The 19,006-nt window shown below is 43.4% G+C and carries 14 protein-coding genes and 1 pseudogene; 5 read left to right on the top strand and 10 right to left on the bottom strand.

Features of this window, described 5'->3' with window-relative positions:
* From DC345_RS30980 to DC345_RS30970, 3 genes and pseudogenes are all read right to left on the bottom strand, one after another.
* Window positions 1–252 (bottom strand): annotated as a pseudogene (locus DC345_RS30980) (sugar ABC transporter substrate-binding protein); the annotation flags it as partial.
* A gap of 403 nt (window positions 253–655) precedes the next feature.
* A complete protein-coding gene (locus DC345_RS30975; protein ID WP_113056422.1) occupies window positions 656–1,885 on the bottom strand; it encodes an MFS transporter in 1,230 nt (409 codons plus the stop codon).
* Window positions 1,886–2,269: 384 nt separating this feature from the next.
* Window positions 2,270–3,190: a ketopantoate reductase family protein gene (locus tag DC345_RS30970; protein ID WP_113056419.1), complete on the bottom strand. Its 921-nt coding sequence runs from the start codon at window positions 3,188–3,190 to the stop codon at window positions 2,270–2,272.
* 147 nt (window positions 3,191–3,337) lie between these two features.
* On the opposite strand from DC345_RS30970, the gene DC345_RS30965 reads away from it, so the two are divergent.
* Window positions 3,338–3,889, top strand: a complete 552-nt coding sequence (locus DC345_RS30965) for a TetR/AcrR family transcriptional regulator (protein WP_113056418.1) — start codon at window positions 3,338–3,340, stop codon at window positions 3,887–3,889.
* 317 nt (window positions 3,890–4,206) lie between these two features.
* Here the strand turns inward: DC345_RS30965 and DC345_RS30960 are convergent, their stop codons facing one another.
* From DC345_RS30960 to DC345_RS30940, 5 genes are all read right to left on the bottom strand, one after another.
* Complete coding sequence (locus tag DC345_RS30960) at window positions 4,207–5,133, bottom strand: phosphotransferase enzyme family protein (RefSeq protein WP_258530964.1); 927 nt, start codon at window positions 5,131–5,133, stop codon at window positions 4,207–4,209.
* Between the two features lie 16 nt (window positions 5,134–5,149).
* On the bottom strand, window positions 5,150–5,347 hold the full coding sequence (locus tag DC345_RS30955; protein WP_113056416.1) for a hypothetical protein: 198 nt from the start codon (window positions 5,345–5,347) through the stop codon (window positions 5,150–5,152).
* Between the two features lie 78 nt (window positions 5,348–5,425).
* A complete protein-coding gene (locus tag DC345_RS30950; RefSeq protein WP_113056415.1) occupies window positions 5,426–5,899 on the bottom strand; it encodes an Imm26 family immunity protein in 474 nt (157 codons plus the stop codon).
* 57 nt (window positions 5,900–5,956) lie between these two features.
* Window positions 5,957–6,250 (bottom strand): hypothetical protein, encoded by a 294-nt coding sequence (locus tag DC345_RS30945; RefSeq protein ID WP_181586801.1) that lies wholly within the window; start codon window positions 6,248–6,250, stop codon window positions 5,957–5,959.
* 69 nt (window positions 6,251–6,319) lie between these two features.
* Complete coding sequence (locus DC345_RS30940) at window positions 6,320–6,616, bottom strand: immunity 53 family protein (RefSeq protein ID WP_113056413.1); 297 nt, start codon at window positions 6,614–6,616, stop codon at window positions 6,320–6,322.
* A 194-nt stretch (window positions 6,617–6,810) separates the two neighbouring features.
* On the opposite strand from DC345_RS30940, the gene DC345_RS30935 reads away from it, so the two are divergent.
* From DC345_RS30935 to DC345_RS30925, 3 genes are read left to right on the top strand one after another with little or no spacing between them, the layout of a single operon-like run.
* Window positions 6,811–7,485, top strand: a complete 675-nt coding sequence (locus DC345_RS30935) for a response regulator transcription factor (protein ID WP_113056421.1) — start codon at window positions 6,811–6,813, stop codon at window positions 7,483–7,485.
* Window positions 7,470–8,564 (top strand): HAMP domain-containing sensor histidine kinase, encoded by a 1,095-nt coding sequence (locus tag DC345_RS30930; protein WP_113056412.1) that lies wholly within the window; start codon window positions 7,470–7,472, stop codon window positions 8,562–8,564. Before DC345_RS30935 ends, DC345_RS30930 begins: the two co-directional genes overlap by 16 nt.
* 51 nt (window positions 8,565–8,615) lie before the next feature.
* Complete coding sequence (locus DC345_RS30925) at window positions 8,616–10,082, top strand: serine hydrolase domain-containing protein (protein WP_113056411.1); 1,467 nt, start codon at window positions 8,616–8,618, stop codon at window positions 10,080–10,082.
* 127 nt (window positions 10,083–10,209) lie between these two features.
* Here the strand turns inward: DC345_RS30925 and DC345_RS30920 are convergent, their stop codons facing one another.
* Entirely contained in the window at window positions 10,210–16,593 is a 6,384-nt protein-coding gene (locus DC345_RS30920) for a rhamnogalacturonan lyase family protein (RefSeq protein ID WP_113056410.1), read from the bottom strand.
* 250 nt (window positions 16,594–16,843) lie between these two features.
* Between DC345_RS30920 and DC345_RS30915 the strand changes: the two genes are divergently transcribed.
* Window positions 16,844–17,716 carry a helix-turn-helix transcriptional regulator gene (locus tag DC345_RS30915; RefSeq protein WP_064637772.1) on the top strand — a complete coding sequence of 291 codons (873 nt, stop codon included), beginning with the start codon at window positions 16,844–16,846 and terminating at the stop codon, window positions 17,714–17,716.
* Window positions 17,717–18,119: 403 nt separating this feature from the next.
* On the opposite strand, the gene DC345_RS30910 is transcribed toward DC345_RS30915, so the two are convergent.
* A complete protein-coding gene (locus tag DC345_RS30910; RefSeq protein WP_181586800.1) occupies window positions 18,120–18,590 on the bottom strand; it encodes an NUDIX domain-containing protein in 471 nt (156 codons plus the stop codon).
* Window positions 18,591–19,006 lie beyond the last annotated feature (416 nt).

The following is a 19,006-nucleotide window of genomic DNA, read 5'->3' as shown; positions in this document are numbered from 1 at the left end:
GAATTTGAATGTAACGCCGAGTTCTTCTTTGATTTTTTTGTAAATCTTGTTGTCAGCGGTTGGCTGCTGCCCGGCCTCGTTCAGAAATACCGAGATTTCTATCGGATTGTCAGCCCCCACTTCACTTCCTGCACTGTTCTCTTCTCCGCTTCCGGAGTTACCTGCACCGCCTGAGCAACCAGCCAGCACAACGCTCAGCGACAACAACAATGTTGCCCCCATACGGAAAAAATTCTTTTTATTGCCCCCCATAAAGCACCTCCAAAGTTTCAATCTCGTATTAATGAAAACCCTTTCATTAGGATAATTTAATTATAAATTTAACACTACCTGGAAACTATATTCGAATTATAGCTCTTTCCGAGAAAAGTTCAGGTTTTCTCCCTCTCGGTAATGCGCATGAAAATAATCGTTGATATCGTGCACAATGCCCTGCGCTTCAAAGGCATTCTCCTTGAACTTGTCATAATCTTGGTACGAACTTGGTTCCTTAAAACAAAAAAAGCCGCTATAATAACGGCCCATTTCCTAAAACAATCATCTTCAATTTATTTATCACTATGACTCTGGCGGGCTTACCCCCAGGAAATGAAGAAGAACCGATCACTTCTTCATGACCGGCTCTTCTCATTAAAATTTTATAGATATCGCGAAATTATGTCTCTTGTGCAATATGTGTATTATCAGGCGCTTTTTGGTTCATGATTGGAACCATGACCAGTGCGCCAAGAAGAAATAATAATCCTGCACCACTATAGATTATACCAAGCGAAAAGGCTCCCTTTAATGCGCCAGCGAAAGACATGGAAACGACCATCATGCCAACGAACATCGGATTCAAAACCCCGTTCACCCGGCCGACAATCGAAGCGTCTGACCATTTCAGAATCATTGTGCTGATCCCAATATGAATGCACGGGAAAACAAGTCCATTCAGAAATTGAACGGTCAGGGTGAGTGGTACGCTTGTCGAATACCCTACAATGGCTGTGCAGATTGCGCCTGCGATCATACCTATTGCGAGAAGAATCTGCGGCGGAACCCGCTTGGCGAAAGCGGCCACGATCCCGCCACCAATCAGCATAGCTGCACCATTAACCATTAGCAGATACTGCAGGAATTCCTTGCTTCTGCCCAGCCGCTCCGTTACGATAAACAGGTTGAGCGCTTGGGCTACGCCAACAGCCAGTCCCGCGAGAATAAATGCCAGTCCGAGCATACGCAGTACTTGGCTTCGCCAAACATAGCGGAAGCCTTCAATAAATTCTTTACGGAACTGCCCTTTTACAGCGACGGTTTGAGATTGCATATGATCTTCTGGCAGACGAATAAGAACGAGTGCAGAGAGCAGAAATACCAGGCCCATGACAGCGATTGATATTTCAAGGCCAAGTGTGCTGTAAACGAAGGTTCCGAGCATAGGACCAAGCACCATGAAGATGGCCATCAGTGATTGGAATAGAGCCATCCCTTGCTGGAGCTGTTCTTCTGGCACATGATACTTAAACAAACGCATGCTTGAAGGTTGAGAGAACTGGGAAAGAATAGCTGAGATGAATGCGACAAGGTAAACGGAGTGCCAAGAACCGTAATGTATGGTCAGAAGTACTACGAATACCGATACCGCGGATAATAAATCGCACCAGATCATCGTTCGCTTTGGCCGCCAGCGGTCGGCAAATGTACCTCCAATGAACGAAAAAACAAAAATTGGTGCGAATTCGGCTACGCTGATTAGCGAAATAGCGTATGGATCATTGTTTGTTCTCTCCGCAACGTACAGAAGAATTGCGAAATTACGTACCCAAATGCCAACCTGCAGGAGCACGCTTGATAATAAAATCGTCTGCAGGAACCGATTGCGAAACAAGCTTGGTGCATTCATGTTTTTTTCGTGCCGCTCCAATCTTTTCAACCTCCAATTTGTTCAAAAAGATTCCCATTTTGAGTAAGATATGACTCTCCTTTCAATTCCTAATTATACGGACTTCCACATCGTTCACCTCATACTAAAGACTGAATTTTCAGAGTGCGTCTCCCAAAAGAGATCCAGCCCGATAATGTACAGTTCACCAACACAGTTAATTATGTCTACTCGGTTTTTACCTATGCCTATACAAGTGTTCAACCTTACGTGTTTCGGAAAATTGATGTTCTGAGAAAATAAAGTTTCAGACTGAATCCAATAAATAAAGCAGCGACAGAACAAGACTTAATAAATAAAGTCTTAGACTGCCGCTGTTGTTGTTCAATTATCGTTTCCGTTAGTTTAGTCAAGGATTTCCGGTTTGATATCATTTTGACTTAAAAATTTCATTAAATCATTACTCAACTGCACAATCTCATTGTTAGCATTACTCGCATAATCCGGCAACATCATATCTCTAACCATCTTAGTTCGTAGCCATGTCATAAAGACAAGATCCAAAAATAAGTTTGGAAATTTAAGAACCATGTTAAGCATTGGCGGATCAATTGAAACGCCAGCTTTTTGAATTGCCCTTAGATACGCTTTTAAAGTGACTGATATTTTGCGTGCTGTCTTTCTGGTTCTGGCAGTTTTATTGTCAATTGTCTTATTTCCAGACTGTAAAAAGCTTAACATGGCAATGTCTGATACGGAATGTGTGATTAGATACGCTTGCATATCCTTTTTAATAACGTAAGGAAGCTTTGCTGTTTTAAATAATATCGTGAGATTTTCTATGCGCTCTGTTACTACACCATTAATTTCTCCAAATGCAGTTGCCGCTATAATCTTTGGTAGAAATCGAGTATGCAATACGCCATCTTTAATCTGTCCACCGAAACCGGGAAAAGCTGGTAAAAGTCTGTCCCCTATGATATCCAGCCATGAAGAAAATCCAATCGAATTACTGGTCATCGTAACTATATTTTTGCTTTGATTATCTTTTAGTGCTAACAAAGCTGATTCGGAGCGATCATAACGAACGGTAACGAAAATAAAATCGTATATATCATCATTTTCGAGCCTATCAATGACATTCACTTTTATCGATCTAACTGTATTTTTTTCTTTATATTGCAGGCCATTTTCTCTTAATGATTTAGATCTATTAGATTGTGCAAACAGGGTAACATCAACCCCTGCTTCAATAAGCTTAATTGCGTACATGCTCCCGATCACACCTGCACCAAAGATTAAAATTCTATCTTTTTTTGCTGACATATAAGCCACCCCTATTTATTAACAATTAGTTTCTATTATCCGACAACATGTTGTATGATGTGATTGTAAATCTTTATTATTTCTTGATCAACCATCAGTTTTTCACGATTTGTCGGACGATAATCTTATTGCTATTAGGAGGGAAACATGAAAAAGCAACCCCAAATAACGGAGAAAACAAGACAAAAATTTGTAGAAGTTTTCTGTGAGTTATATAGCCAAAAGCCGATTGAGAAAATTTCGGTTCAGGAAATTTCGAACAAGTCAGGATTTAACCGAAGCACTTTTTATCAATACTTTACTGACATTTACGAATTGTTAGACTCTGTTGAAAATGATTTATTGAATGAATTGAAAAAAGAAATGGCGAATAAAGAGCTATCGGTGAATATGGTTCAAGATACGCTTAATTGTCTGGACAAAAGAGAACATCTCCTGGTTCTTAATTCCCTTTTGGGTGATTACGGAAGTGCCCGTTTTTTAAAACGCTTAAAAAAAGAAATCACTTTGAATCAATTAGAATTAAACGTGCCACAAAACCATTCCTTAACGCCATACTTCATTGAGTTTTATCTGACAACCTCCCTTTCTTTATTTCGTCTTTGGCTCCAGCGTCAAAAAGATTTATCGTCAGAAGAATTTTTCAAGTTAGTGGAGAACTTATACTCAAGAGGAATTACGCCCTATTCAAAAGAATGAGTCTGTCATGTGCTTCGGTTCTCCGCACTGTCTGTGATGGCAAGTTAAAGGCCATCCTTCGCCGGATGGCCCTGATTTTGATCTCGCTTTATACAACTATTCTTCTCCCATAGGTTGATGTAGATGTTCCGCTGGCTTTTCAATTTCCCGACGTTCGCGGAACTGCCCATGTGGAGCTGGACTTATCCCATGGAGCCGTATTCGAGCCGGACGTAGCGAAGTACGCCGCACCGGAATATTGATTCTACGCTTCTGATGCAGCGTGAGCCGGCTGCGTTGAGTCAGTCCCTCCGTTAGTAAAATTCCATGCTTTCAAGTTAATGAATACTATTATGAATGCTTTTAAATTCTTGAACAAAATCAATCGGCAACATAGGTTCGTCAGAAGCGGCTACTCGTTGAAGCTCTTTTAACCAGTTCATTGTTTCTTCATTCAAATTTGACACATCATTTGCTTGATGAAAATAAACATACAGCAATGCATGACGTAGTTTAATAAAATCTTGTAAATATACTATTTCTTCTTCTTGGATTGTATTATTCTTAAGATATCCTTTCATAAAATGGCGGAAAAACAATCTATAATATTCCGTTTTATTTTCAAATTCCTTAAACGGATAAGAAAGTGCATAGTACAATGTAATCCCAATATCGTTTACGAAATATGTATAACCGCAATCATCAAAATCGAACAAATAAATGTCTCCATTATGCAGATAAAAATTACTTTGATGAAAATCAGTATGTGTCAAACCGTATGTATCTTTGGACTTGGGCAGAGAAGTAAGTTTTGTTAATCTTTCTTTTAGAATCGAAATCATTACATCATCAGGTCGCAGATATTTCTCCGCCTTTAATTGAACTTCTTGATCCCAGGCTTGTCGTTTAAACGCCGGATTACTCCATTCATAACTCTTTGTGGCATGATGAATTCCCCCCAGAAATTCGTCCCATTTTTCGTAAAGCGATTCATTCCAATCTTCATCCGACACTTCTTTTCCAAGAGACATTTCGTATGAAATAGCTAGGAACGAACCATTTTCTGAAGCAATTTCTTCAACCATATTACCCCTGGTCGATGGAACAGCATTTGAAACTGCCAGTCCTTTATTCGACAAAAAATTTAAGAATTCAATTTCACCCTGTATATTATTTCTTGATCTTCTAATTGTATGTGAAATTTTCAATATGAAAGATTCATTGTTTTTATGGTATTCATAAACAAAGCTTTCATAACCGCCCAATAAACGAACGGTGTCATTATTTTTTTCTAAAGAAATCGAACTTAATCACATAATCAAAAAGAGACGTAATTACAACAACTCCGAGTGGAAACAATGAATATACCCAAAACGGATTATTTGGAGCTTCACCAGGGGGGGCATCAGTTAAAAAAACATAAAGAACAACACAATAAATTACGGCCACTACAATACCTGTTATGTTTCTATTTTTCATAGCTGTTTTCCACCTCTTGTTCACCTCATTAACCATTAAGTACTGATCACACAGCATCAAGGTTAAATTAAACATAAACTAATCTTTATAAATTAACTCATTATAATAGGAGTCCCATTCTCCTGTTACAAACCTAGCATTGACTGCTTTTTCTAAACTAACAGGTGACCAAGACTCCAACTCGGGAACATTTTCAATCTCTGAAGCACTGGGGTCTTCATTTACAACATCACCCTTATGATCCACCAACAGATATCCATTTTCAGTTTCCACTTTGTACAAAGGAAATGTCATGCTTAATATTGGCCCATTTCCAATCACATTCCAGATGCCATCTTCAATCCTAGAATTCACAGTCTGTATTAAGAAAATGATTGGTTTCGACGTGATTTCACTGACCTTTGGGTGTTCCATTGATACCAGATCATATACAACCATACAATCTGATATCCTTCCTTCAGAAACAACTTGTCCATAACAATAACGAGTCTGATCAAGTCTTATCGCGAAGACATCTCCTAACTTCACTTTAACCCTTTTCTTTCCTGCCATTACTGCCCTCCCATACTATAACGGCTTTTTAACAGATAACGTTGTTCACGATGTTAGTCAAAATATGTCACTCACAATGATATTTCCCCATAAACTTTTTAATGTTTTATCATTAATCTTGAACTCATTTAATAGTTGCTCAACGGATTCATACTTAATTTGCGATTCCTCATTTTCCTTAATACAGTACCAGCCACTTTCATTATAACTGATTAAGAAATGAGTATCATTCAAGTCAAATTCTATTTCGTGTCCACGATTTAAGTCTTCAGTGAATTCATCGTAACTATACATCTTGAGTCTCCCTTCACGATCTCCATAGACTTCTATGAAGCTTCCAATCATGTTCATGTGGGACCTTTAAGGTATTTCTTTAAATTTCCATGTGATGATCGATGTTTTTTAACATTTCCATTTTTATTATTTCTCTATGCTTGAAGCCCAATTTTTAAAGTAAACTAGTATCTCTTCTAGATTCATTGCTCCTCCTGCGCCATGAAACACTCCATCCCTCACAATACAGTAAAACCAATCTTTATCATTTCTCTCTTCTTCTACCGAATCAAAAAACATATCCTCTAAATAAGTATCTGTCAAGTCGATTTCAACAGACCAACCGGGATTATCCACTGTATCAATTTTCACACCATATGAATGTTCCCAATCCCCGTTGCAGTTTTCATAATACCAGTTCTGAAGCCATTTTAATGTATTCATTATCTACACCTCTTTTTTTGAAATTTATACCATATACTTAGAATATTTACGAAATGAAAAATTTGCTAAAGTTTTCCCTCCCCCAAATACTTATTGATTTTTGGGTAAAAGATCCTATTTCAATGAAGATTACATTGCTTGAAGATTTTTGCTATGCTGAATGCAAACATTTAGATATGGGAGACAGAGCATTAATGCCTAAAATACTGATCGTGGACGATGAAGCAGATCTTCGAAAGTTGCTGACCGATTACTTTGAAATAAACGGATATTCCGTCATAACGGCCAAGGACAGCCGGGAGGCGCTGCGGAAGGTGGAACAACAACCCGATCTCGTTTTGCTAGATATCAACATGCCTGAGCAGAACGGCCTTCAATTATGCGAGAAAATTCGAGACTTTGTCTCTTGCCCGATCTTATTTTTAACAGCTCGAATCGAAGACGCAGATAAAATAGCCGGGTTTCGGGCCGGAGGCGATGACTATATCCTGAAACCTTTCAGCATTCGCGAACTGGGAGCCAGGGTCGAAGCGCATATGCGCAGGGAACAGCGAACCCAAAGCAAATCCTCGGTAAGGTTTAGTGATGACTTGGTTATTGACTACACAGCCCGGGAACTCTACTACCGGGAGAGGCGAATTCCTCTGGCCAAAAAAGAGTTCGACATTATCGAATTGCTGTCCACGCATCCCGGCATGGTGTTCGAAAAAGAACGCATGTACGAAACGATTTGGGGCATGGACAGTCTGGGCGACAGCAGCGTGATCGCGGAGCATATCCGGCGTATTCGCTCCAAATTAAAGGAATACAGCTGCGATAACCGAATCGAAACAGTTTGGGGAGTCGGATACAAATGGCTAAACTCATAAATAGGCCGCTGCTAAAGCGATTTACCTTATTGCAATCTTTTATCCTGTTGTGCGTGGTCACGCTCATTGCTGTGCTGGTCGTCATAACATTGGAGTTCTCTTGGGCAGAGAACCTGCGCCTGCGTTTTGGAGAAAAGGATTGGGTGCTGCCCTCCCTCGTCTCGGCTGTGCTGCTAACCGTGGCCACTGGAATTATCACCATGGCAGTTCTATTTTATAGATGGAAACTAAAACGTCCGCTGGAGTTATTAAAGCAAGCATCCGAAAGCATTTCGGCCAACGATTTAAGCTTCAGAATCTCCTATGACAGCCGGGACGAGATGGGCGAGTTGATCGCGGTATTTGAAAACATGCGTTCACAGTTGGAGAAAAACGTAAAGACGCTCTGGCGTTCAGTTGAGGAGCGGAAGCAGCTCAATGCGATTTTTGCCCATGATCTAAGAACACCCCTGTCAGTGTTAAAAGGAAACGCTGAGCTTCTCGCCACCTATCTGCCCGAGAAGAAGTTATCGGAAGAAAAGGTGTTGGATCTGATTCAGACCATGAACCTTCACATCTTGCGTCTGGAGAGCTATGCGGAGGCCATGAACTCGATTCAGAGGCTGGAGGATGTCCTGTTAAACATCAAGTCGATGGATACGATCTCATTGACGACTTTACTGGACAGCAGTGGCGAACAAATAGCAAGGAATTTCGGTATATGCTTCGTCTCTTCTTTGAAATATGATAATGCCTTAATACATGTGGATCCCTATCTTGTCATGCAGATTTTCGAAAATGTGGTGGCCAATGGGGTCAGATACGCAGCCAGTCAAGTGAACGTTCGTTATGACCTTCTGGAAGGCACGCTGAAAATCACCGTTTCAGACGACGGTCCTGGTTTCTCGGACGAAGCCCTGTATAAGGCTGTACTCCCTTTTTATCGTGGCGAAGTGTGGGATGCGACCGAACATCGCGGGTTGGGGCTTTACGTTTGCAAGGTGTTTTGCGAAAAACATGAAGGAAGTCTCCAGGTCGCAAACGGATCTCACGGCGGCGGAAACGTGACGGTAAGCATTGGGACCCAAGTTGATAAATAGTTGAAAATTATCTGATAGCATTTCCTTATCTTGAATTCAAGGAGTGTTATCATGTTAAAAATGAAAAGAAGAATGTATATCACAATCAGCTGTTTGTTGTTGTTGTTATCTACCATGTGCAATACCTCCGTATCCGCCAATGAAGCCAGAGACAGGACAGAAGTCTTGCAGGAGATCGACGAATATATGACTCGGAGCATGAAGGCCAATCACATTAAGGCTGCTTCGCTGGCGATTGCCAATAACGATGAGGTCTTCTACGCAAAAGGCTACGGGACATTCGCGGATGGTCAAAGCGTTACGGAAGAAACCCCTTTTCCTATTGCTTCGTTAAGCAAGTCCTTTACCGCATTGGCCGTTCTGCAGCTGGCGGACAAAGGCATGATTGACCTGGATGCGACTTACGCCTCCTATTTTCCCGAGCTTTCTCCTAAGGATCCCCGTGTTCTTGACATCACGATCCGTCATTTATTGAATCAGACCAGTGGTCTCAATGACAAAGTAAATCCCGATATGACGAGAAATCCGCAATTCCAATCGCTGAATGAGACCAACCGATTATTAAACAAGGTTCAACTTGCCCATAATCCAGGAACAGCATACAGCTATCATAATCCCAATTACGTATTGCTGGCGAACCTCGTGGAAAGCGTCAGCGGTGAATTCTTTTCCGATTACCTGAAAAAACATATTTTTGAACCGTTAGGAATGAACCATACCTTTAGCGTCACCTCGACGCAGCAAATCAATGATAATAAAACGATTCCGCTAGGACATTACTTGAGTTTGGGACGTTCCATAGGTCAATCGGAACCGCTTTGGTTCATTGAGGGCCCCGCAGGCATCGCTTCAACCGCGGAGGACATGTCCCTATGGATGCTCGCCCAATATCACGGCAGCTTGCTTTCCCCTGCGTTAATGAAACAATATCACACAGCAGGAACCATCGGTCCGTACGGTATAGGCTGGCTTGCAAACCAAGATGAGTCCGGCCGCCGAACGATCTCCCATAGCGGCATTTTCTGGACGTACAAGTCGGAAGAAATGGTTTATTTGGACGATCAGATGGGTATCGCGGTGATGTTTAATTCCGGATTAAACGCTTTTGTGAATTACTCGGCTTTTATCGATGGAATCGCCAATATAATGAGGGGGGAGAAGCCGACAATCTCTTTTCTGAACGGCAGAAATATGGAAATAATCGTGATTGCGCTGATCCTGGTTACCTTAATACGGGGCGTGTTTGCCTATTTTCGCATCCGTCGGAGGAACAAACAACTAACGATCAGCAAATTGATTCTAATAACTTTCGGAAGGCTGATCCCGGTTCTAATTCTCTTGTCGCTTTCCCCTCTGGTGACGTTTATCGGTGGAGGACGTGTGCTGCCTTGGTTGGGCATCTGGACTACCCTGTCATCTCCAATCATATGGCTTGTTGTATGCTCGCTAGTCAATTTCGTGCATTTGGCTTTCTATTATTACATCTATATTGAGAACAAAAAGAACGGCTATGCATAGGCAATCAATTTCTCAAAATAAACAAAAGTGCTACTTCTCAAAATAATGAGGAGTAGCACTTTTATATACTTACCTTATTTCGGTTCTAATCACTTAACGTTATTGGAGATGCCTCAAACATTTCGACTTACTCTCGTACCGTCACATTTAATTTGTAAGATCTGGTCTCCCCTGAAGAATTACGAAGTACAGCTTCGTACTCATAGATTCCAGGTACCCTTCCGGAGATTGCGGTAACCGCAGACTGTGCACCAGGTGAATGAGATTGCAGAGATTGTGTGTCAACCAACACACCATTTTCGTAAAGTTCGTATTCGGTTGCGTTTGTTCCCCACCACAGATTCATGGTGACATTAAAGTTGCCGTCACCGTCCCAGTTGTCGTTCGACAGAACGGCTTGCCCCGGGGAAGCATCCGTGACGACGACTGTAAGTGGAACACTCATGGTTGTACCCAGTGCATTGATCAATTCTCCAGTATAGATATAGGTACCGTTTTTCTTTCCAGTAATATCAACTTGAACAGATTGGGCGGATGGGGATTGATCGACCAGAGAAATTTCCTTGATCAATTCACCATTCTCATACAGCTTGAACTGATTGCCGTTATTTCCCCACCACAGATTCATCGTGACTGTATAGTCACCGTCTTTGAGCCCCGTGTCGTAACCATTATTGTCAGATAACACCGGAGTGCCAGGAGCCCCGTTTGCTAGTGGGGTCGTCTGATGGAGCCATTCCTCCCACTTCATTAGCACACTTGCCTGCTCATCCGTAAATACGGTTTCTTTAGCTGCTTGAACGTCATTACCGTAGGATGCAAGCAGTTGACGCGCTTTTGCTCCTTCACGATCGTTTGCTGCCTGTTTGGCCTGCTGTAACTTGTTCGCAAGCTGATTAGCAAGAACGCCGGCATTCGGATCTATCGATTCATCAGCAAAGGAGTTGGTCAGATTGATCAGGCTGTCGAATGTAGCAATAACCCCAAAACGATATTCTACCGTCTGTTCCCAGCCTGCCAAATCGGAGACGGTTGCCGTAACCTGGTTCAGGCCGGGTTCGAGTGTATACGCCGGAGTGTCAAGGAGCACACCCTCCGGTTCTACCACACCGGATACCGTATCGGACGCTGTATAGCCAATTTCCACGTGCTGATCAATGGTGTATTCGGTTTGACCATGAATTTCAATAGTTGGAGGTATGAGATCAATGGAAATGGACAAAGTTTGTTCGCTCTCTTTGTTACCATCAACATCGATGCTCCAGAAGGTGATGGTGTGTGTACCTTCTTCAGTTAGGGTCAACTGTGTGCCACTCACCGTTTCGCCACCATTGATTTGATAATAAGTCCCTTCAATTTCGGAATCTTCATCGCTTGCTGTGAAGGTTACTTGTACTGGAGAAGTATACCAGTCGTTCTGCGATTCTCCTTCCACAGTTGCAGTAGTATGCGGGGTTTCCTGCTCCGGTGACTCCCCTTCCAGCGTTACAAAATCAGATAACGGTATATTCAAATCTTTAACTAGGCCTGCCACGAGTTCAGACACCTTGATTGCACCGTTCATTTGCAAATGTGTATTGTCTTCCGTAGTGCCTACCCACATGAATATCGATTTGGTTCCTTCTGTGCCAAGCTCCTGGAAATGCTCCCAACTGGCCTGGTTCAGATCGATGATGAGTGTTTCTGTTTCCTGCGCCGTTTCTTTCATCGCCTGTACGTATTCCGGGAAGCTTTTGTTCAGCACCTCTCCGGTAAAATCACGACGATTCACTGGCGTAACCAGAATGGGGATCGCCCCTCTTTGCAGAGCACCGTTAATGTATTCTTTCAAATATAACTTAAACTGCTCGGGCGTAAGATAACGCTCTGGTCGGGACGGGGTGGAATCGTTATGAGACCACTGCATGAACAGATAATCACCTTCGTGAATGTCGAGCAAAATATCGTTAAGATATCCGCCGACCAGGAAGGTCTTGCTGCTCAAACCTCCAACTGCCCGGTTATCAATACTGACTTCATTTGGATCAAAATATCGACCCAACGTTTCGCCCCAGCCCGCTTGCGGACGATAGTTCTCCGCGTAATTGGCCACAGTGGAATCGCTGGCCAAATAAATAACAGGTTTATCGCTTGCACTGTGATCTGGCAGACGTTCCAGCTTCAGCGCATTGATCTTCGGTGCATTTCCGGTGAAGTTGAAATTGAAGATTCCATCAATCAGGGCAATGTCGTACGTAATTTCTTTGAATTCGCCCTTGGCAATGGTTGTGAGCGGCAGCTTTGTCATCTGCTCTACAACAACATTTGCGCTGGTTGATTCCTCCGCATCCCCGATGATCATCGTTACCCTGTAATTGGCTGGCTCCATCTCCACCAGGAAGGAGGTGCCGTTTACCCGTGTGAAATCCTCTTTAAGCGCATCCCCGGTCTCCCGGTTTTCATCTTTGGTCAGCGCAGTATCGGCAAAGCCGTACCCATTGCCTTCGATGTACGCTCTTTTGGCATCTACCTTGATGTATCCTTCGGCAGCGCCGCCGGAACCAAAGTCAAATTTGTATTCGTTTATTTCTTCGCTTGGTTCACTTGTCAATGAATCCTTTGCAACAGTTAACATGTTAAACGCATGGTCAACTTGAGCTTGGGTGGCTTCCGTATTGAATATCGCTTCCGCAGCTACCAAAGCCCGATTCACCACAGCTTTCGATGCTTCTGTATAATTCGACAGATCAAGTGCTTTGATCTCATCGTACAGAGCGATTAAGGCCGTCTGATCACCGCCCTCTGAAGGAAGCTTCGTGCCTTCAATCCGCACGTTGTCAATCTGGGTAGTCCAGTTCAACGTGCCTCCACCACCTTTTCTCGTGCCCAGGAATCGAATCGCTCTGACGTTGTCAGCATATACGCCAGAACTCAGCGGGATATCATTAATCGTTTGTGTAACTGTCGGATTCGCCAGATTTGTTAATGTCAGATCTAGCGTTTTCTTCGCAAAATTAACGGTAGCATCCACAGTGACCCACTGATTCTTGGAAATCTCAGTAGCCGTTCCCCCTTCGGGTATAGCTGTATCTCCTGTGCCGTAGTCCGGGTTATATGCACCGACATAATAATGAATTTTGGTGCTTCCGGTTTTGGTAAACAGCGTGAACAGGGCATTTTCGTTGGAATCCTGGACCGTGAGATGACCTTCTGACGGATAGGCACTCACATTACCGGATTGCCAGTCAAAGTTCACATTCACCTTGTCACCGTTTACGGCATCGAATAGACGGAATACCTTGGCCCGATTGCCCGATCCGGACCCTGTGACGGACAGTACCTTATTTCCGGACTGTTCAACCACTGTTCCTGTCATGGTCCCTGCAATACCCGTGGCATTGACCATTGCATACTGGTAGTTGGCAGCGTCGCCTTCAAAATCCTCCTCATATAGCTGGATTTCCGGCTCTGGTTCGGGTTCGGGAATATCCGGGTCGATGACCAGGGATGAAATGCTCAGCTTCATGTCTTTGACCGCACCAGCAACGAGTCCGGCAATTTTGTGTGCACCATAACTGCTGAAATGGGTATTATCGTTGATCCCATTCGGGTATTTTGGATATTCACCCGGATTAGCATATAGGAAAACTTTTTCCGTAGCGGTATTACCAATTTTGTCGTAGTACGCAATACTTAACTTGCTCAGATCAATCAGCGGCACGTCAAGCTCCTCTGCCACTTCTTTGGCAGCCTGCACGTATGCCGGGAAGCTGACGTTGAACTCCTGAGTCACCGTATTGAAGTCTCTGCGTCCAACAGGAGTGAGCAATACTGGTGTAGCACCGCGTTGTTTGGCACCGTTTACATAACGAGCTAAGTAGATTTTATAGTCTTCTGGTGATGCATACCGGTCCGGTATCCCTGCACTGGCATCGTTATGACCAAAGGAAATGAAGAAGAAGTCCCCTGGCTTAATTCGCTGCAGGATCGTATCGAGACGACCGTCTACCATAAAGGATTTGCTGCTTCGGCCGCCGATCGCCTCGTTCACGACGACTGCCCCATTGGAGAAATAACGTCCGAACTGCTGACCCCATCCTTCTTGAGGAGCCTGCATTTCACTGTAAGATTGCATGGTTGAATCACCAGCCATATAGATCGTTGTTGCCGCACCGGCCGTTTTCTCCGGATATTTCTCGATGAGGATGTCCTGAATGTCTATGGCTGTACCGGTGAATAAGAAATCGAGCTGTCCATCCACCAATGCAACATCATAGGAATACTCCAACGGTGCTCCAGCTGTCACATTCGTTACGGCAAGCTTCTGGACAAATTCGGATTTGACTCCAACGTTCGAGTCATGCGCATCATTGCCCAACCGTAGCGTCACCTTATAATTGGCATTTGGCAGGTCAACAGCAAAGGTCGTACCGGTCGCAACCGAAACCTCGTTTACTCCTACGGTAACACCACTTGTATCCTTGAAGCCGTATCCCGTCTCTTGTGTGTATAACGTGTCTTGTATAGCCGTATTTCCTGACGCTGTCTCTGTACCAAAATCAAAGCGGTAAACCGGCTCCGGCATTTCTGCTTCGCGGGTCAATGCCAGATCAGCTTTAGGGAATGCTGTAGCTTCCGCTCCAAGATAAAAGCCGGTATGAGGCGGCTGATTGTAGGCTACATTTTGCCAGGCTACACCAAGTCGATATACAGGGTCCTGCATCAGCGTAGGGATGCGATAATCTGAAGGAATGGTCGTCGTGTAGAGACGATACTCCGAGCTATCTTCGCTCCGCAGCAGAATTTCCTCTCGCCAATCTCCCAGAATGTCCGCCTGAAGAGCCGGATTCCCTTTGGTATGGTTGTTCGTTAACGTACCGGTCGCCCGGAAGATTTCATTCAGCTTTTTGTTTTCGTAATCCCATTTATATATGAGCGGGATACCTTTGGCTGTACTGTTATCCCATTCATGGTCAAACAGCTCCCGCTGAAGATCTCCGTCCCACCAAATGGCGAAATTGGCGGTTTTGGGCCCTTCGTCCACCGTGTAGATAGCCTCTCCGGCAGCCGAATAGGTATTGGTCACGGGAACGCTCTGCCCATTGGTAATGGTTGTGGCCCATGATTCGTATCCCGGATAGTTCGGATCAATATCCGCCGACATCCCACGACCGGTGTCAAAACCTGTTTTCTCCCCCCATAGAATTTCACCTGTTGCCGCATCGCGCATCTCCAGTCCGTATGCAGCATCCGAATGCTCATGCACGCTTACGACCTGATAGCCCTCACGGTTTGGATCGAGCTGGCCGGCGTGCATAGCGTCGCCGTGGCCGAGTCCGGTGCTGTACATCAAGCTGCCGTCATCGTCTATGGCTAGAGCGCCAAACATGATTTCGTCCTTGCCGTCATTGTCGACATCCAGCACACTTAGATTATGATTGCCCTGTGATTGATATTGTGATCCTGCTTCGTTTGTGTCGAACGTCCAGCGTTTGACGAGTTCCCCACCAACATAATCATAAGCAACAAGCACAGTGCGGGTATAATAACCCCGGCTCATCACGACACTTGGCTTCGTGCCATCCAGATAAGCGATGGCGCCAAGGAACCGGTCTACACGGTTGCCATAGCCATCGCCCCAATCGCTGACATTGCCTCTTGGCGGATCATAATTCACGGTGGATACGGCCGCGCCAGTCTCACCGTCAAACAACGTCAGATATTCCGGCCCTGACAGTATGTATCCGCTCTCGTTTCGGTAATCTTTCGTACCGTCGCCAATGACCGTGCCTTGGCCGTCTTTCGTGCCGTCCGCCGTCTTGACAACAACTTCGGCCTTTCCATTGCCATCCAGATCATACACCATTAATTGCGTGTAGTGCGCTCCTGCACGAATGTTAACGCCCAGGTCAATCCTCCACAACTTCGTCCCGTCCAGTTTGATGGCATCGATATACACATTGCCGGTATATCCTGCCTGCGAATTGTCCTTGGAATTGCTCGGACTCCATAGGAAGACGATTTCATATTCGCCGTCGCCGTCCAAGTCCGCAACGGAAGCGTCACCTGCATAATACGAATAAGTTCCACCGTCTTTGGTCCGGCCGTCGGCCGGCTTATCGAGCGGAATAGGCAAGTAATCATTATGCCAGACCGATACAACCTCTGGCAGCATTTGCTCCTTGCCCGCAACGATGGTGGAGATCTGATATTGGGAGCTGTCAAAGCCAGTTGTGTCCACATAGTTCGTCACATCACTTATGGGCGATGCGTTTACTTTAGTTCCGTTTTTATATATATTGAAAGCGATCTCATCAGGATCATTGTTTAAATACCTCCAGCTTAAAAAAACGCCGTTGTCTACAAGAACCGCAACCAGACCCCGGTTAAGATATTCTGCCTGGCGACCAGGCAGACTTGCTGATGACTCTGCACGCACCGGCGCCGGGGGGATAGCCAGTGAAATAACCATAAGGAGTGCTAATAAAGATACAAACATTGATTTCTGGATGGAAACAGTTCTTCGGTTCATCGGATTAACTCCTCCTTATCTAAAAATTCATTTTAGAATCTGGGGAAAGATATCTTTTTGTCATTAAGGCAGCCCCATGAAATCTCAAGTTCGATCTGCCCTTCTGGTTGTCAAATGGTCACAAACTACAGTCACCCCCTTCTTATGTTACCGCTTACATTTATCTTACAGGTCTAAAAAAAGACAGACAATCTAAAAAATGTGACGTATTATATAATATAATTGACTTTTTTAGGCAGGAGATGAAAGTATGGTTCATACGGTCTCTTATGCTTTTCGTAATGACGATACATCAATCATGACACTGGACTCTATTGGATGGCAGACCGTCTCCAGCGAGGAATATCGCTGTCCAAGTGATAACAGACCTGACCCGGGGCACGTTGTTTTTCAATATACGCTAAATGGTCAGGGCTATCTGGATATTGAAAATCAAACGATTCCTTTACCAAAGGGACATGCCTTACTTGTTAAAATCTCCGGAGAACATTGCTATTACTATAAGCAAGAGAACAACGAACCATGGGAATTCATATGGATAAACATTCGCGGGGATGAAGCCAACCGAATTTGGGATATGATCCATGATAATGAGGGACATGTCATTCGACGAAACGCGGACTCTCCCTTGATTCAAGAGTTATGGCAAATTATCCATTTGATTCATCAAGAGAAAATTACGGACAAGTATCGCTTGTCCATGCAAATCTATCGATGGTTGCTTATCCTAGTGCAGACGAGTCGGGATGCGGAGAAGGATATCGGTGCCCTTTCAATAACAACGATCGAGAAATGTAAAAAATTCATCCGAGAGAATTATGCATCTCCATTGACGCTCGATCTGCTGGCCAGCCATTGCGATATCAATAAACACTACTTGTGCAGGTTATTTCAGAAATCCGAGAAAACATCACCGCTAGCCTATCTCAAAGACAGACGGATTGAGGTTGCAATTAGACTACTCCGCACGACGGAACTTCCGATTTCCCAAATTGGCCAACAATGCGGCTTTGAGAGTCCCAGCTATTTCGGCAAAGTTTTTCGGCAATATATGTCCATGTCGCCCAAAGAATATCGTATGAATAAGTTAGAGTTTCCTTATGAGGCCATTTATTATGAATAGCCAGACTCGATTTGTTAGGCAAGAAAGGAATTTAGGTGTAAATCTAGTATAAATTCGGAACATATTCTTATCATTGGATTTAGATATACGGTTTTCAGTTGTACCGATAAAATAAAAAAAGCCGCCAAATAGCGACTTTCAATGGAACAATGTTCTTCGGTTTTCTGAGATGTAAGAGAATTCATGGATTAAATTACTTCTTTGTTACGTTCGTTTTGATACGGGCAATTCTATTGAGATACCAATTGGCTCTCCGCTCTGCCTGTAAAGGTAAGTTTAAGGCCATCCCTTTTGGGGATGGTCCTTTCGCTTTGTGGAACTATCGTATACCTAGAACAATTGTTATTTTTTCTTTACTGAGATTCAGATCTCATGGCCCGTTTCCCATTAGCTTAATCATATTTCACACGAATTCAATTAACTTCCTATCTATTTCTGCGACATCACCAATCTCTGATATACCATCCCAAAGGATAATTGAAGAAGCTTCATCGTTATCAACAAAATCATCAAGTTGGTACAGTTCACCCACGAATAGAGCTCCATACTCTGTCCGTTCAGGTCCATGAAAACTTGGCTGAAGTCTAAACTTCATTAAACCTTTGAATTCAGCAGTATCAATATTTTGATTGGTTTCCTCAAATAATTCTCTAATTACACATTGTTGAGCATCCTCTCCAGCTTCAATAATACCTCCTGGCAGTTCCCATTTCTTTCTCCACTTATTATGCATGAAGAGATACTTTCCTTGGTACTTCGCCACGATTAGAGCATGTGTTAGTGGAGCATCCAGTGTAATTGTTGTGACCTTATCATACTCGATATTAATAAATTCCAAAAAAATATTACCTCTTGAATCTGTCATGATTGCCATTTTTACTCCTCCATTTCTTTTGTAACAACAAAATAAAAAACGCGCAGACCTAAGTCCTGCGCGTTGCATATCGCAGGATGGTAAGCGCGAACAGCGTTAACCCATCCCCAATTTTTAAAGGAATGGATTAACGCTTTCCATGATGGTGAGATTGTTTTAATCCTAAAATTAACATTGTCTATTCTCCTAATCATCATTTTTTTTGGAAATAATACCCACTATAATGTACTAGAGTCAAGTATATCATTTTTCCTCATTCCCAATAACGTACCTGCCTGATAGCTTATTGAGGATTTTCCCGTTATTGTAAGAACATTAACTTTTAATATCTTTATTAGGCTTTATGTTTTGTCTGTATCGAATTATGGCTAGAGGTAGATTAACTATTCCACAGATAAAAGAAGAGGCAACAGATA

This window comes from Paenibacillus taichungensis (assembly GCF_003287275.1).
Taxonomy (GTDB): Bacteria; Bacillota; Bacilli; order Paenibacillales; family Paenibacillaceae; genus Paenibacillus; species Paenibacillus taichungensis_A.
Note: the sequence above shows the minus strand (reverse complement) of the source record. Positions and strands in the feature narration are given on the sequence as shown.

What these genes read in the sequence shown, in the direction of transcription:
- DC345_RS30955 (WP_113056416.1), bottom strand. Translation starts at nt 5,347, where the DNA reads ATGAAAAATAGAAACATAACAGGTATTGTAGTGGCCGTAATTTATTGT.
- DC345_RS30945 (WP_181586801.1), bottom strand. Translation starts at nt 6,250, where the DNA reads ATGAACATGATTGGAAGCTTCATAGAAGTCTATGGAGATCGTGAAGGG.
- DC345_RS30925 (WP_113056411.1), top strand. Translation starts at nt 8,616, where the DNA reads ATGTTAAAAATGAAAAGAAGAATGTATATCACAATCAGCTGTTTGTTG.
- DC345_RS30940 (WP_113056413.1), bottom strand. Translation starts at nt 6,616, where the DNA reads ATGAATACATTAAAATGGCTTCAGAACTGGTATTATGAAAACTGCAAC.
- DC345_RS30975 (WP_113056422.1), bottom strand. Translation starts at nt 1,885, where the DNA reads ATGAATGCACCAAGCTTGTTTCGCAATCGGTTCCTGCAGACGATTTTA.
- DC345_RS30965 (WP_113056418.1), top strand. Translation starts at nt 3,338, where the DNA reads ATGAAAAAGCAACCCCAAATAACGGAGAAAACAAGACAAAAATTTGTA.
- DC345_RS30930 (WP_113056412.1), top strand. Translation starts at nt 7,470, where the DNA reads ATGGCTAAACTCATAAATAGGCCGCTGCTAAAGCGATTTACCTTATTG.
- DC345_RS30950 (WP_113056415.1), bottom strand. Translation starts at nt 5,899, where the DNA reads ATGGCAGGAAAGAAAAGGGTTAAAGTGAAGTTAGGAGATGTCTTCGCG.
- DC345_RS30910 (WP_181586800.1), bottom strand. Translation starts at nt 18,590, where the DNA reads ATGGCAATCATGACAGATTCAAGAGGTAATATTTTTTTGGAATTTATT.
- DC345_RS30935 (WP_113056421.1), top strand. Translation starts at nt 6,811, where the DNA reads ATGCCTAAAATACTGATCGTGGACGATGAAGCAGATCTTCGAAAGTTG.
- DC345_RS30920 (WP_113056410.1), bottom strand. Translation starts at nt 16,593, where the DNA reads ATGAACCGAAGAACTGTTTCCATCCAGAAATCAATGTTTGTATCTTTA.
- DC345_RS30915 (WP_064637772.1), top strand. Translation starts at nt 16,844, where the DNA reads ATGGTTCATACGGTCTCTTATGCTTTTCGTAATGACGATACATCAATC.
- DC345_RS30970 (WP_113056419.1), bottom strand. Translation starts at nt 3,190, where the DNA reads ATGTCAGCAAAAAAAGATAGAATTTTAATCTTTGGTGCAGGTGTGATC.